This window comes from Streptomyces odontomachi (assembly GCF_024435355.1).
GTDB lineage: Bacteria > Actinomycetota > Actinomycetes > Streptomycetales > Streptomycetaceae > Streptomyces > Streptomyces odontomachi.
Genome location: NZ_JAMJWG010000022.1, coordinates 130506 through 144733 on the forward strand (window position 1 = coordinate 130506; position 14228 = coordinate 144733).

14 protein-coding genes are annotated in these 14228 nt (G+C 72.7%); 2 read left to right on the forward strand and 12 right to left on the reverse strand.

All coding sequences use genetic code 11. The annotated features are described in order from the left end of the window. Nucleotides 1-52: 52 nt before the first annotated feature. Nucleotides 53-637 carry a bifunctional pyr operon transcriptional regulator/uracil phosphoribosyltransferase PyrR gene (gene pyrR, locus NQO67_RS34445; protein WP_255954338.1) on the reverse strand — a complete coding sequence of 195 codons (585 nt, stop codon included), beginning with the start codon at nucleotides 635-637 and terminating at the stop codon, nucleotides 53-55. A 242-nt stretch (nucleotides 638-879) separates the two neighbouring features. Here pyrR and bldD point away from each other — a divergent pair, with 242 nt between their 5' ends. Beyond that, on the forward strand, nucleotides 880-1380 hold the full coding sequence (gene bldD / locus NQO67_RS34450) for a transcriptional regulator BldD (protein WP_255954339.1): 501 nt from the start codon (nucleotides 880-882) through the stop codon (nucleotides 1378-1380). A 190-nt stretch (nucleotides 1381-1570) separates the two neighbouring features. Here the strand turns inward: bldD and nusB are convergent, their stop codons facing one another. From nusB to NQO67_RS34470, 4 genes are all read right to left on the reverse strand, one after another. Then, nucleotides 1571-2002, reverse strand: coding sequence for a transcription antitermination factor NusB (nusB, locus tag NQO67_RS34455; protein WP_255954340.1), 432 nt, complete (start codon nucleotides 2000-2002; stop codon nucleotides 1571-1573). Nucleotides 2003-2004: 2 nt separating this feature from the next. Then, nucleotides 2005-2571, reverse strand: a complete 567-nt coding sequence (gene efp / locus NQO67_RS34460) for an elongation factor P (RefSeq protein ID WP_255954341.1) — start codon at nucleotides 2569-2571, stop codon at nucleotides 2005-2007. 75 nt (nucleotides 2572-2646) lie between these two features. Further along, nucleotides 2647-3750: an aminopeptidase P family protein gene (locus NQO67_RS34465; protein WP_255954342.1), complete on the reverse strand. Its 1104-nt coding sequence runs from the start codon at nucleotides 3748-3750 to the stop codon at nucleotides 2647-2649. Between the two features lie 89 nt (nucleotides 3751-3839). Beyond that, on the reverse strand, nucleotides 3840-5162 hold the full coding sequence (locus NQO67_RS34470) for an MFS transporter (protein WP_255954343.1): 1323 nt from the start codon (nucleotides 5160-5162) through the stop codon (nucleotides 3840-3842). Nucleotides 5163-5226: 64 nt separating this feature from the next. Here NQO67_RS34470 and NQO67_RS34475 point away from each other — a divergent pair, with 64 nt between their 5' ends. Further along, nucleotides 5227-5823: a CGNR zinc finger domain-containing protein gene (locus tag NQO67_RS34475; RefSeq protein ID WP_255954344.1), complete on the forward strand. Its 597-nt coding sequence runs from the start codon at nucleotides 5227-5229 to the stop codon at nucleotides 5821-5823. Nucleotides 5824-5982: 159 nt separating this feature from the next. On the opposite strand, the gene NQO67_RS34480 is transcribed toward NQO67_RS34475, so the two are convergent. The 7 genes from NQO67_RS34480 to ruvX form a co-directional block, all read right to left on the reverse strand. After that, nucleotides 5983-6945 carry an AAA family ATPase gene (locus tag NQO67_RS34480; RefSeq protein WP_255954393.1) on the reverse strand — a complete coding sequence of 321 codons (963 nt, stop codon included), beginning with the start codon at nucleotides 6943-6945 and terminating at the stop codon, nucleotides 5983-5985. A gap of 760 nt (nucleotides 6946-7705) precedes the next feature. Beyond that, complete coding sequence (aroB, locus tag NQO67_RS34485; protein WP_255954346.1) at nucleotides 7706-8812, reverse strand: 3-dehydroquinate synthase; 1107 nt, start codon at nucleotides 8810-8812, stop codon at nucleotides 7706-7708. Next, nucleotides 8809-9291 (reverse strand): shikimate kinase, encoded by a 483-nt coding sequence (locus NQO67_RS34490; RefSeq protein ID WP_255954394.1) that lies wholly within the window; start codon nucleotides 9289-9291, stop codon nucleotides 8809-8811. Before NQO67_RS34490 ends, aroB begins: the two co-directional genes overlap by 4 nt. An 83-nt stretch (nucleotides 9292-9374) precedes the next feature. Beyond that, on the reverse strand, nucleotides 9375-10559 hold the full coding sequence (gene aroC, locus NQO67_RS34495; protein WP_255954348.1) for a chorismate synthase: 1185 nt from the start codon (nucleotides 10557-10559) through the stop codon (nucleotides 9375-9377). A gap of 159 nt (nucleotides 10560-10718) precedes the next feature. Next, nucleotides 10719-11558, reverse strand: a complete 840-nt coding sequence (locus NQO67_RS34500) for a shikimate dehydrogenase (protein ID WP_255954350.1) — start codon at nucleotides 11556-11558, stop codon at nucleotides 10719-10721. After that, nucleotides 11539-13215, reverse strand: a complete 1677-nt coding sequence (mltG, locus tag NQO67_RS34505) for an endolytic transglycosylase MltG (protein ID WP_445195113.1) — start codon at nucleotides 13213-13215, stop codon at nucleotides 11539-11541. The genes NQO67_RS34500 and mltG overlap by 20 nt, the downstream gene beginning before the upstream one ends. Before the next feature lie 538 nt (nucleotides 13216-13753). Beyond that, nucleotides 13754-14218, reverse strand: a complete 465-nt coding sequence (ruvX, locus tag NQO67_RS34510) for a Holliday junction resolvase RuvX (protein WP_255954351.1) — start codon at nucleotides 14216-14218, stop codon at nucleotides 13754-13756. Nucleotides 14219-14228: the final 10 nt, after the last annotated feature.

A 14228-nucleotide genomic window follows, 5' to 3' on the forward strand; every position in this document is an offset into this window, starting at 1 on the left:
GGCGGCGCGTCACCCGTATGGGCGTACACACACCGAAAGGCTCGGGGTGCGGCTAGGACCGCTCCCCGGGGGTGGACGGTCCGGGCTCGCGCACGCCCAGCAGCACGGCGTCCCGGCCGTCCTCCTCGGCGAGCTGGACTCTGACCGTCTCCCGCAGCGAGGTGGGGAGGTTCTTGCCGACGTAGTCGGCGCGGATGGGCAGCTCGCGGTGGCCGCGGTCGACGAGGACGGCGAGCTGTACCGCGCGGGGCCGGCCGATGTCGTTCATCGCGTCCAGGGCGGCGCGGATGGTGCGGCCGGAGAAGAGCACATCGTCGACGAGGATGACCAGGCGCCCCTCGATCCCGTCCGCGGGGATGTCGGTGCGGGCCAGCGCGCGCGGCGGGCGCATGCGCAGGTCGTCGCGGTGCATCGTGATGTCGAGGGAGCCGACGGACACTTTGCCGCCGGTGATCCCGTCCAGCTTGGCGGCGATCCGCTGGGCGAGGAAGACGCCTCGGGTCGGAATGCCGAGCAGTACCACGTCGTCGGCGCCCTTGGCGCGCTCGACGATCTCGTGGGCGATACGGGTGAGCGCCCGCGCGATGTCGGGGCCCTCCAGAACGGGCCGGGCGGCGCCGGATTGCTGTGCGTCCATACGAAACGGACCTCCTTCTCCGCCTCACGGGACGGACATTAAAGGACGTCAATAGTGCCTTCCCACCGTACCAGGCCTATTCGGGCCGTCTGACCACCCCGACACCCACACAGCCCAAGGTCAGTCATATTGTCGGCCCGGACCCGCTCGGCTTGACGGAGCCCAGTAACGCTGCGTAACCTCACAGTGAGTTACCAGCCGCGCGGCAGAGCCGCACGTCGATACAGCGTCCGGGGAGCCATATGTCCAGCGAATACGCCAAACAGCTCGGGGCCAAGCTCCGGGCCATCCGTACCCAGCAGGGCCTTTCCCTCCACGGTGTGGAGGAGAAGTCCCAGGGTCGTTGGAAGGCGGTCGTGGTCGGGTCGTACGAGCGCGGGGACCGTGCCGTGACCGTGCAGCGCCTGGCCGAGCTGGCGGACTTCTACGGCGTGCCGGTACAGGAGCTGCTGCCGGGCACCACGCCCGGCGGGGCCGCCGAGCCGCCGCCGAAGCTCGTTCTGGATCTCGAGCGCCTCGCCCACGTCCCCGTGGAGAAGGCGGGCCCGTTGCAGCGCTACGCCGCGACGATCCAGTCGCAGCGCGGTGACTACAACGGCAAGGTGCTCTCGATCCGCCAGGACGACCTGCGCACGCTTGCGGTCATCTACGACCAGTCGCCTTCTGTCCTGACCGAGCAGCTGATCAACTGGGGCGTGCTCGACGCCGACGCGCGCCGAGCGGTCGCTCACGAGGAGAGCTGACCCAGCCGATCACCGCGTTACCCCACCCCAAAAGCTGCGTGACCAGGGAGAAACGTCACGTCGAAGGGCGGGCCCAGCTGAGCTGGGCCCGCCCTTGTGCGTGAGGCAGGCAGGCCGGGCCGCCGGTGGGCCGGCCGGGCTCGCCCGGGGGACGGCGCCCGGCGGACCGGGGGCGCCGCCGAGGGCAGGCTCAGGTTTCGCGTCGCAGGCTCGGCTTGAGGTCCTTCAGCCGGCCCAGCAGGCCGTTGACGAAGGCCGGCGACTCATCGGTGGAGAACTCCTTGGCGAGCTGCACCGCCTCGTCGAGCACGACGGCGTCGGGCGTCTCGTCCTCCCAGAGCAGCTCATGGGCGCCGAGCCGCAGGATGTTGCGGTCCACGGCCGGCATCCGGTCGAGGGTCCAGCCGACGGCGTACTGCGCGAGCAGCTCGTCGATCCGGCTGGCGTGCTCGGCATACCCCTCGACGAGCTGCATGGTGTACTCGCTGACCGGCGGCTGTCGGGTGTCGGTCCGCGCATGACGAATCCAGTCCGCGAGGACCGTGAGCACGTCGGCGCCCCGGTGGTCCGCCTCGAAGAGGATCTGGAAGGCACGCTTGCGGGCCGTGTTGCGGGCAGCCACGGTCAGCTGTTCACCCGGCCGAGGTAGTCGCTGGAACGCGTGTCGACCTTGATCTTCTCGCCGGTGGTGATGAAAAGCGGGACCTGGATCTGGTGGCCGGTCTCCAGCGTGGCGGGCTTGGTGCCGCCGGTGGACCGGTCGCCCTGGACGCCGGGCTCGGTCTCCTGGACCGTGAGCTCGACGGCGGCCGGCAGCTCGACGTAGAGCACCTCGCCCTCGTGCTGCGCGACGACCGCGTCAAAGCCCTCGACCAGGAAGTTCGCGGCGTCACCGACCGCCTTGCGGTCGACGTGCAGCTGGTCGTAGGTCTCCATGTCCATGAAGACGAAGTATTCGCCGTCCATGTACGAGAACTGCATTCCGCGTTTGTCGACGGTGGCCGTTTCGACCTTGACGCCGGCGTTGAAGGTCTTGTCGACGACCTTGCCGGAGAGCACGTTCTTGAGCTTGGTGCGCACGAAGGCCGGGCCCTTGCCGGGCTTGACGTGCTGGAACTCGACGACGGACCAGAGCTGGCCGCCTTCGAGCTTGAGCACCAGGCCGTTCTTGAGGTCGTTCGTGGAAGCCACGGTTGCGGAATCTCCTGGACTGAACGCTGATGGACGACCGGGGTTGCGCAGGCGCCCACTCAGCGGCCGCTGAGGCTACAGCGCGAGCAGCTCCTTGGTCGTGATGGTGAGTAGCTCGGGTCCGCCGTCCGCCTCGGGGCGAACGACGAGCGTGTCATCGATCCGGACCCCGCCCCGGCCCGGGAGGTGGACCCCCGGTTCGACGGTGACCGGCACACAAGTGTCCAGTTTACCCATGGCTGAAGGGGCCAGCCGCGGGTCCTCGTCGATTTCGAGTCCCACGCCGTGTCCGGTGAGCGGCATCAGACCCTGCGTGAATCCCGCGGAGCCGAGCACCTCGCGGGCGGCCCGGTCGACTTCGCGACACGGCGTGCCGGGGGCGAGTGCCTCCCGACCGGCCCGCTGGGCGGCGAAGACCATGTCGTACATCTCGACCTGCCAGTCGGCGGGCGAGGTGCCGATCACGAAGGTGCGGCCGATCTCGCAACGGTAGCCGCGGTAGGCGGCGCCCATGCAGACGGTGAGGAAGTCGCCCTCCTCGACCCGCCGGTCGGTGGGCGCGTGCGTGGGGTGTCCGGCGTTGGGGCCGGTGGCGACGCTGGTCGGGAAGGCGGGGCCTTCGGCGCCGTGGTCCACGAGCCGGCGCTCCAGTTCCAGTGCGAGATGCCGCTCCGTGCGGCCGACGAGGATCGATTCGAGGAGTTCACCGAGTGCCTGGTCGGCGATCTCCGCGGCGATCCGCAGGCAGGAGATCTCCTCCTCGTCCTTGACGAACCTGAGCCGTTCGACGGATCCACCGAGGTCCACCAGGAGCAGCTTGGGGGCGACCGAGCGCATGGCGCGGTGCCGGGCCACGGTCAGGTCGTGCTCTTCGAGGGCGAGCGACTCGGCGCCCCAGGCGCAGGCGAGGTCGGCGGCGGCCACGGCCGGATCGCCGCCCGAGGACAGCACCTGGGTGCGCAGCCCCTCGTCGGCGCTCGCCGTGTCCGGGCGGCCGAGGGGCGAGGTCGAGCACAGCAGCACCTCGGTGTCGGTGCCGAGCAGGAGAACGGCGCCCGCGGGCGCCGCGCCCGCGAGGTAGCGGACGTTGGCGGTCCGGGAGACCAGCGCGGCGGCGCTGCCGGCCGCCGCGCACGCCTCCCTGAGCCGGTCCCGGCGGGCCGCGTACACCTCTGACATGTGCCGAGCGTACGGTCAGCGGCACGCCGCGGCCCGCGGTGCGCGTCCGACCGAGTTCGGCGGGCCCGGGGACGGCTCGGTACCGGGGTTCAGATCTCCACGGAGAGGTCCTGCGAGGGGACGTCCCCGTCGGCGGACCTGCGCCCCGCCCGGCCCGGACGGCGGCGGGCAGCGCGGTCGGACCGCCGGGTGATGGTCGACTTCGCCGGGTGCCGGGGTGCATCGGGAGTGCCGCCGCGGGGCGGGGCCGGGGCGGCCGTGCGCGCGATGAGTGGCTGGACGACGAGAAGATGGGCGGCCGTGAGGGCGAGGCAGAGACCGGCCGTCACCAACCACAGCGGAGCCACGCCCGCGTGATCCAGCAACTGCGTCGCGGTGACGGGGGCGGCGACGGTGGCGATGCCCCAACTGATGCCGTACGCGGCGAGGTAGCGATCGGTGCCGCCGGGCGGCGCCAGTTCCGCCACCACGCTGAAGACCCGGCCCATGACGAGCACCTCCCCCAGACCCCATACGACGGTGGCGGCCACGAAGACGGGAAGGGTGCGCGTCCCCGCGTAGCCGGCGACGCCGATCGCCAGCACGGCGTGCCCGAGAGCCAGCGCCCGGGATGCCGGGAGCGCGGCGACGCAACGCAGGCGCAGGACGGGTTGGGCCGCGACGACGGTCAGGGCCGAGGTGGTGAAGAGCAGTCCGGCATCGGCCGGGTCGAGTCCGCGGCGTTCGAGGGTCAGCGGGAGCGCCATCATGATCTGCATGGCGACGAGCGCGAAGACCGTGCCCGACAGGAACATCGCCCACAGGGCACGATCCCGCCACGGCCGGATCGATTCGGCGGGTCCGTGGTGCCGGTCGACCGGCCGGCGAGGGGGATCGGCGGGCAGCGCGAGGCGGACGACCAGTGCGCAGGCCAGGCAGGTGAGCGCGTCGACGACGAACAGCCACCGCAGGTCCCACCGGCCCACGCTCGCCGCGATCAGCCCGGCGCCGCTCCCGCCGACCGCGAGCGCGGCGTTGAGCAGGCTGTACGCGCGCACCCGCAGCGCGGGATCGACGGCGTCGGCGATCAGCGCCTGGCTGGGCGGCTCGTACAGCTCGAAGAACAGGCCGAGCAGGATCGCGAAGAACGCCACGACGGCGAGGGAGCCGGCGGCAGCGATGCCCAGTTGCGCGAGGCCGCAGCCGGTCAGGCCGAGCACGATCGTGCGGCGGCGCCCCAGTCCGGCCGCCAGCCGGCCGCCGATCAGCCGGGACGGGATCGTCGCGAGGCCGAAGACCGCCGAGACCGCACCGGCGGTCGAGGCGCTCGCGCCGTAGTCGGTGCTGATCAGGACGGTCAGGAAGGACAGGGAGAAGGCGCCGAGCCGATTGATCCCCCGTGCGATCACCAGCAGCCATACGGTCCGCGGCACGGCACCCCCCCAGAAATAACTGTCGAACCAGGTATCGTCAGGTACGAACGCTAACCTCGAGGGAGTGACTGGTCAAGTGATGTTCGACAGTCACGTGGCGCTGCTGCTGGACCAGGCCGTGGCGCTCGTGAACGCACTCACCGACGGCGAAGCGCGCGGCCGTGCGTACACCGCGCCGCGCGGCGCCGAACTGCCGGATGCGGTCGCCGCCGCGGTGGGCCACGACGAGACCGCGGCGCGGCCTCGCACGCTCGACGCGGCACAGGCGGAGTGCCTGGCCGCGACGGCGCAGTGCATGCGGGAGGTCTTCCAGGCCGTACAAGACGGACGGATGGATGCGGCGGCCGTGGCCGTCAACGACCTGCTGCGCGACACCGGCGCCCGGCCTCACCTGGACCGGGCCGGGGACGAACCCTGGCGGCTGCACTTCCACGGCGCCGACGACTCGTTGGCCGCGGCGATCGGCGCCGGCTGCGCCACCGGCCTGGCCCTGGTGGTCGGCGGCGGCCTCACGGACCGGCTTGGCGTGTGCCAGGCCGCCCGCTGCGACCGGGTCTACACCGACACCTCCCGCAACGCCGCCCGCCAGTTCTGCTCCACGGCCTGCCAGAACCGCACCAAGGCCGCGACGTTCCGCGCCCGGCGGAGCGCCGCGCGCTGAGCCGAGCAGGCTGTGCGGAGCGCCGGCGCATCGCAGAGACGGCCCCGTGGGGCGAGTGACGATGTGGCCGTCTCGTTGTGGCTCGTCGCGCGGTTCCTCGCGCCCCTTATGGGGTGCCCTTCGGCTTGCTGCGTCACCCGCCCCTCTTGGAGGCGGGGTTCACCACTGCGGTGGGCTGGCGATGGCTCGGGCGAGGACGTCGTCGAGGACGCGGGCCGTCTCGGCGATGTCGAGTTGGGAATTGTCGATGATCGGCAGTCCCGAGCCGTACCAGCCGGCCATCCGGCCGTGGATGCGGGCGACCTCTTCGTCGCTGAGGCGGCGGTTGCCGCGGCGCTCGGCGTTGCGCTCCAGGACGATCTCCAGGCCGGGCAGCAGCACGATGGGCAGCAGTCCGGGACCGACGTGCCGCTTCCAACCGCCGAGGCCGACCACCGGGCGGTCGGGGAAGACCGCGTCGTCGAGGATGCAGGAGATGCCGTTGGCCAGGAAGTTCCGCGCGGCGAATCCGCAGGTGCGGCGGGCCAGGCGGTACTGCGCCTCCGAGTTGTCGTTCCACCCGGACTGCGGGTCGGCGAAGCCCGAGCGGACCCATTCGCGTACGTCGTCCAGGCTGATGTGCGCGGTGGGGACGCGGCGGCGCTCGGCCCAGTACCGGGCGACGCTCGTCTTGCCGGCACCGGCCGGACCGATCAGCAGCACCGCGAGCGTGATGCCGGTGGGGTCGGCGCTGCCGGTGGCCGGCGGCGGACTGGGCACGGCGACCGGATCACCGGTGGGCAGCTGGATGTGGCCGGTGGTGTCGGGGCTCGGCGGCACGGGCGCGGGTGGCGGGCCCGGTGGCGCGGGGGCCGGACCCGGTGGCTGCGCGACGGGCCCAGGAGACGGTGCCGCGGCGGGCGACTGCGGTGCCGGGCCGGGCGGTTGGGAGGCCGGAGCCGGCGGTTGCGGTGCCGGACCCGGCGGCTGTGCGACCGGACCCGGGGGCTGCGGCGCCGGCCCGGGGTGGTGCCCGAGCCGCAGAGGGACCGGCGGGTGGCCGGGGATGCCGGCGCCGGCCGGGGCCCCCGCCGGGCCGAGCCCGGGCGGGGGCGGCGGGCTGCCGGGCACCACGGGAGGCATCCCGGGGTGGTCGGTGGCACGGGGTGGTGCCGGCGGCGCGGGCGGCGGGTCACCCGGTGACGCGTCGGCCGCTCTCCTCGCGGCGTGCGCGCGGACCAGGTGTGCCGTCATCGCGAGGGTCGCCGGATCACCCGTCGGGCCGGCGGCCGCTCCCTGTCCCTGGGGAGGGGGCGGTGGCAGCGGGGATCCCACTGCATGCTGCATCCGGTGGCACTCCGTCTCGTACAGGCAAGGGGCTCGGGCGCGGGCCTCGGCCCGTGGCTACTGAACGGTACCGTCCCCGGTCGTCCTTGGGGGAACGGCCGAGAACTTCGCGAAGTGCCCCGCACCCGCTGGTTTTCGGCCAAATGGCGGCGATGCCCCAGGTCACCGTGCGTCGACGGGAAGGTCTCCCGGCGTGCGCATCAGACGGGCAGAACTGCCGCCCGTCCGGCGGCGGGGCACCGTGCGCCCGGGTCGGCCGGCCGCCGGCGAGATCGTGCCGTCAGTCCTGGACGCCCGGTGAGGCTGGCGGAGCAGGTGGGTGCCAGGGGTGTCGGATGGTGTCGGATGAGGCACTCCGATGGACCGGAAGATGCCCACTGAGGCCGGACCTAGTCACCCTGGGCCGGGATCTTCACACCGGGCACGCCCTCCGGATCGTGACGCGGGCCGGCACCCCCGCACGGTTCCGGCCCACCGGGCCCGCCCTGCCGGGCGGGACGGGTGAGCGGGAGGTGGACGTTCGCCGGGCGCCCGCCGGATGGTGATCCACCGGCGCCTAGGCGGCCACGCGGCCGTACGCGGCCAGCAGCGCGTCCGGGTCGGGGCCGGCCAGCACCGCGGGCTTGGCCAGACCGTCGAGGACGATGAACCGCAGCAGGTCGCCGCGGGACTTCTTGTCGACCTTCATGGCCTCAAGCAGCTGCGGCCAGGCGTCGGACCGGTACGTCAGCGGCAGCCCGACCGACTCCAGGACGGCACGGTGCCGGTCCGCGGTCGCGTCGTCCAGATGGCCGGTGGCCCGGCCGAGTTCGGCCGCGAAGTGCATGCCCACGGAGACGGCCGCGCCGTGTCGCCAGGTGTAGCGCTCGTTCTTCTCGATGGCGTGCCCGAGGGTGTGCCCGTAGTTGAGGATCTCGCGCCGGCCGGACTCCTTCAGGTCGGCGGAGACCACCTCGGCCTTGACCCGGATGGAGCGCTCGATCAGCTCGGCGGTGTGCGGGCCCTGGGGGCCACGGGCGGCCGTCGGGTCCGCCTCGATCAGGTCGAGGATCTTCGGGTCGACGATGAAGCCGGCCTTGATGATCTCGGCGAGACCGGAGACGTAGTCGTCGACCGGCAGCGTCGACAGCGCCGTCAGGTCGCACAGCACACCGGCGGGCGGGTGGAAGGCGCCGACGAGGTTCTTGCCCTCGTCGGTGTTGATGCCGGTCTTGCCGCCGACCGCGGCGTCGACCATGCCGAGCACCGTGGTGGGCACCGCGATCCAGCGCACACCGCGCAGCCAGCTCGCGGCCACGAAACCGGCCAGGTCGGTGGTGGCGCCGCCGCCGACGCCCACGACGACGTCGGTGCGGGTGAAGCCGGCCTGGCCGAGCGCCTGCCAGCACCGCGCGGCGACCTCGGCGGTCTTGGCCCGCTCCGCGTCGGGCACCGCGAGGGTCAGCGTCTCGTAGCCCCGTCCGGCCAGTTCCGCGCGGACGTCCTCGCCGGCTTGCGGCAGGCCCTCGGGGTGGATGACCGCGACCCTCCTGGCACGGTCGCCGACCAGCGGGCCGAGTTCGCCGAGCAACTGCCGCCCGACCAGCACCTCGTACGGGTCCTGGCCGGTCCCGCCGACGTGGATGCGCGCCGTGGGCTGCTCGGTGTGCGACTGCTGGCTCATCCCTGCTTCAACTCCAGTGCGTCGAGGACGGCGTCGGCGACCTCGTCGGGGGTGCGGTTGTCGGTGGCGACGACGGCGCGCGCGACCTCGGTGTACAGATGGCGCCGCTGCTCCATCAACTCCCGCCACTGCCGGCGCGGGTTGACGGCGAGCAGTGGCCGCGCGACGTTGAGGCCGGTGCGCTTGACGGCCTCGTCGACGTCCATCGAGAGGTAGACGACCGGACGGCCGGCGAGCGACTCCCGGGTGGACGCGTCCAGCACGGCACCGCCGCCGAGCGCCAGCACGCCGTCGTGTTCGGCGAGCGCACGCTGCACGGCACGCCGCTCGACCGCACGGAAGTACGGCTCGCCGTCGTCCACGAAGATGTCCGAGATCGGGCGGCCCTCGGCGGCGATGATGTCGTCGTCGGTGTCCCTGAAGCCGCGGCCGATGTGCCCGGCCAGCAGCGCGCCGACCGTGGACTTGCCCACGCCCATGGGACCGATCAGCACGATCGCGGGCCCCTCGCCCGAGGGGGTCTCGGGCGTCGTCGATGCCTCGTGCACCGCTGGGTCTCCCGTCACCTGATCCGGAGGTTCGATACGTAGGACTGGACGTTCCTGCTGGTCTCGGCCACGCTGTCGCCGCCGAACTTCTCGGCCACCGCATCGGCCAGCACCAGCGCCACCATGGCCTCGGCGACGATGCCCGCCGCGGGCACCGCGCAGACGTCGGAGCGCTGGTGGTGCGCCTGGGTCGGCTCTCCGGTGACCACGTCGATCGTGGCCAGCGCCCGCGGCACCGTGGCGATCGGCTTCATCGCGGCACGCACGCGCAGCGGACCACCGGTGGAGAGACCGCCCTCGGTGCCGCCGGAACGGCCACTGGAGCGGGTGATGCCGTCCGCGCCGCGGACGATCTCGTCATGGGCCTGGGAACCGGGCACCCGGGCCAGGTCGAATCCGTCACCGAGCTCCACGCCCTTGATCGCCTGGATGCCCATCAGGGCACCCGCGAGACGGGCGTCGAGGCGCCGGTCCCAGTGCACGTGCGAGCCGAGGCCGACCGGCGCGCCGTAGGCCAGCACCTCGACGACGCCGCCGAGGGTGTCGCCGTCCTCGTGGGCCTGGTCGATCTCGGCGACCATCGCCTTGGAGGCGTCCGCGTCCAGGCAGCGCACCGGGTCGGCGTCGAGCTTCTCGACGTCGCCGGGCGTCGGGTACACCCCGTACGGGGCCTTCGCACCGGCCAGCTCCACCACATGGGAGACGATCTCGATGCCGGCGGTCTCCTTCAGGTACGACCTGGCCACCGCACCGAGCGCGACACGTGCCGCGGTCTCCCGGGCGGAGGCACGCTCCAGCACCGGGCGTGCCTCGTCGAAGCCGTACTTCTGCATGCCGGCGAGGTCGGCATGGCCGGGGCGGGGGCGGGTCAGCGGGGCGTTGCGGGCCAGCCCGTCGAGTTCGGCCGGGTCCACCGGGTCGGCCGCCATGACCTTCTCCCACTTCGGCCACTCGGTGTTGCCCACCATGATGGCGACCGGGGAGCCGAGGGTCAGGCCGTGCCGTACCCCGCCCAGGAAGGTGACCTCGTCACGCTCGAACTTCATCCGCGCGCCGCGGCCGTAGCCGAGGCGCCTGCGGGCCAGGTGGTCGGCCACCATGTCGGTGGTGACCGGCACACCGGCGGGCAGCCCCTCCAGCGTCGCGACCAGCGCGGGTCCATGGGACTCCCCCGCGGTCAGCCAGCGCAACCTGCTCAACGATGCTCCTCAATCCTTGACCGCCCGGGCACGGCGGCGGCGTGGCGCACGACGTACGTGCGCCCTCTCCCTCTGTTCCCGATCCTCCCACGTCCCGGTGGGCGGACCATGCGGCGGTCCATCAGGCGGACGTGCCCGGCCCGTCCGCCGGTGCCACCGTCACCGTCCGGCGAGCGCCCGCTCTCCCGCCGTGCGCATCACCGCCAGCGGAGCCGGGACGCGGCCCGTCATCTGTTCCACCTGGAGCACCGCCTGGTGCACCAGCAGGTCGAGGCCGCCGACCACCGGCCCGCCGTGCGCCGTCCAGCGGGCGGCGAGTGCGGTCGGCCAGGGCTCGTACAGCACGTCGAAGAGGGTGCCGGGGCGTTCCGGCACCGCCGCGGCCAGGGCGTCCGCCGCGCCGGCCGGGGTCGTCGCGATCACCAGCGGGGCGTGCAGCGCGTCGGCGGCGTCGGCCCAGTCGGCGGTGCGCACCCGGACGCCCAGCCGCTCGCCCCATTGCTGCATCTCGGCGGCACGGGCGGCGCTGCGCACGTAGGCGACGACCTCGCCGGAGCAGATCCGGGCGAGCGCCGCCAGCGCGGACGAGGCGGTGGCGCCGGCGCCGAGGACGGCGGCGGACTCGACCTTGTCGATGCCGCGCTCACCGAGCGCGGCCAACATGCCGGGGATGTCGGTGTTGTCGCCGAGCCGCCGGCCGTCGTCGGTGAAGACCACCGTGTTGACGGCCTCGACCGAGGCGGCGGTGTCGCTGATGCCGTCGAGCAGCGGGATGACGGCCCGCTTCAGCGGCATGGTGAGCGACAGTCCCGCCCACCGGGGCCCGAGGCCGGCGAGGAAACCGGGCAGCGCGGCCTCGTCGACCTCGAAACGGTCGTAGGTCCAGCCGGTGAGGCCCAGCTCCGCGTAGGCCGCCCGGTGCAGCACCGGGGAGAGGGAGTGGGCGATCGGCGAGCCGAGGACCGCCGCCTTGCGGGCGTCAGTGGCTGCCCGAGTCATTGAACTTGTCCTTGAGTTTCTGGAAGTCGGCGTAGGTCTTGGCGAACTCGGTCTTGTTCATCCCGTCGGTCGCCACGAAGTAGAACCAGCCGTCGTGGGTGGGGTTCACGGCAGCGGCGAGGGCTTCGCTGCCGGGGTTGCCGATCGGGCCCGGGGTCAGGCCCTTCTGGGTGTAGGTGTTGTACGGGTCGTGGTTGCTGTTGATCTCCGACTCGCTGATGTCGATCTTGCTCTGGCCCTTCAGGTAGTTGAAGGTCGAGTCGAACTGCAACAGCTGGTTGGTCTGGGTGTTGCTCGGCTTGAGGCGGTTGTAGACGACCTCGGCCATCTTGCGGAAGTCGTCATGGGTCTTGCCCTCGGCCTGGACCAGGCTCGCGACGGTTATGACCTGCCAGGGGCCGTCGAGATGGAGCTCGTCGGCCTGCTTGTCCAGGTCGAGCGAGTTGTACTTCTGGGTGGCCGCGCCGACCATCCGCTTCAGCACGTCCTCGGGCTTCATGCCCTTGGCGACCGGGTAGCTGGACGGGTAGAGGAAGCCTTCCAGGGGGTCCTTGACGTTCTCGTGGCCCTGCGCCCAGCTGGGCAGGCCGAGCTTCTTGTAGTCCTTCTTGGCCACTGACGCGGTCGTGCCCGCCTTGAGGCCGAGCCGGGTGTCGATCTGCTTGTACACGTAGGCGTTGCGCCAGCCCTCGGCGACGATGAGGGTGTTGCGGCTCTTGGGATCGAGCATCAAGTCGACGACGCTCTCTCCGGACATCTGTTTGTGCAGCGTGTAGACGCCGTCCTGGATCGTCTGGCCCTTGGGGTTGTCCTTCTGCGCCTGCACGAACGCGTCGACGCTCTTGATGACGCCCTTTTCCTTCAGCAGCTGTCCGATCGTGTAGCCGCCGGCTCCCTTGGGGATCGTGACGGTCACGGTCTGGGCGGCGCCCTCGCCGCTGTAGTCCGGCGGCGGCCCGAAGTGGCTCTCGTAGAACGAGTAGCCGGCGTAGCCGGCGCCTCCCACGACGGCGACCAGCGCGAGGGACACCCCGGCGCAGGCACAGCCGTTGCGGCGCTTGCGGCCCTTGCCGCCGCGACGCTCGCCACGCCCCCGGCGGCCACCGGGTTCCTCGGGCTCGTCGTCGTCATCGTCGTCGCCCGCGAAGAAGGCGTGTTCGCCCTGGTCGGGGCCCGGGTCCCAGTCCGTGGGCGGGTCCGGGTCAGGGTCCGGCTCGGGCGTCGGCCGCGGGCCGCGGCGCGCGGCGGGCTGCCCGGGGCGCGGACCGGTGCCGGGGTTGCCCGGGCGGCCGGACATACCGGGGGCGCCGGCGCCGCCGGGCGCACCAGGACCGCCGGGCATACCGGGGCCACCGGGCATACCGGGGCCGCCGGGCGGCCCGGAGACCTGGTAGCCGGGCTCCTCGGGATGGTGGTGGCCGCGCGGCTGCTGGCCGTAGGGGTCACCGGCCTCGGCGCCGTACGGTGGCTGCCCGTGCCCTGAGGTGTCCCAGCCGCCTGGCTGCGCGCCGTATGCCGGATTCTGGCCCTGGTCCGGGTAGCCGCCGGGGTAGGGCTGCTGTCCCAGCGGGTCGGGGCCGAGCCCGTCGTCCTGCGGGAGGCGTCCGCCGTAGGGCGGCTGGGCCTGGCGGGAGGGATCGGGGTAGGGCCGGCCCAGCTGCCCGGGGTTCAGGTGATCGGCATGACCGGGGTGCGGGTGGCCGGCGTCGCCAGGCTGCGGGGGGCCGGGTTGGCCGGGGTGGCCCGAGGCGCCGGGGTGGCCTGGCTGCGGCTGGCCGTGCTGCGGGCCGAGCGGGGGCTGCTCCTGGTAGTGCTGCCCGCCGGTGCCCCACGGGTCGTAGTCCTGGGGCGCCGGCTGCTGCTGCGGGTAGTACTGCGGCTGGCCGTACGGGTCATGTCCGGGCTGGATCTGCTGGGCGCCGCCGTAGGGATCCTGATCGATCGGGGCCTGCTGGGCGCCGTAGGGGTCCACGTCCGCCGGGGAGTGCTGGGTGCCATATCCGAGGTCCCCGTAAAGCGGGTCCTCCGGATGCCACGGTTCGGGGCCTGGGCCCCGGCCATACTCAGTCATCGATCCCCTAGAGCCGCGAGGCGGCCCGGGGCCGGGCGCTCCGGCACGGCACCCTATCCGCCTCTCCTGATGGCGTCGGTTGTTCGAACACCGGCGCATGCCGCGGAACGTTACCGTATCGCGATCAGATACCCGATTCGACGTCCTCACCCGGTGCTCGGCCCGAGGTCCGCTCCGTCTCCAGGGCGTTCTGAAGGATCACCACGGCGGCCGCCTGATCGATGACGGAGCGGCCCTTCTTGGCGGTGACTCCCGACGCCCGCAGGCGCTGACCTGCGGTGACGGTCGTCATACGCTCGTCGACCAGGCGCACCGGCACGGGTGCGACGTTCCCGGCGAGCGTCTGCGCGAAGGCCCGCGCCTTGGCCGCCGCGGGGCCTTCGCCGCCCTTGAGGGAGCGTGGCAGACCGACGATCACCTCGATGGGCTCGTACTCCTCGACCAGAGTTGCGAGCCTGCGGTGGGCGGCCGGGACGTCACGTCCCGGCACGGTCTCCACCGGAGTGGCGAGGATCCCGTCGGGGTCGCACGAGGCGACCCCGATACGGGCTTCCCCGACGTCGATCGCAAGCCGACGACCGCGGCGCATGCCCGGCGCC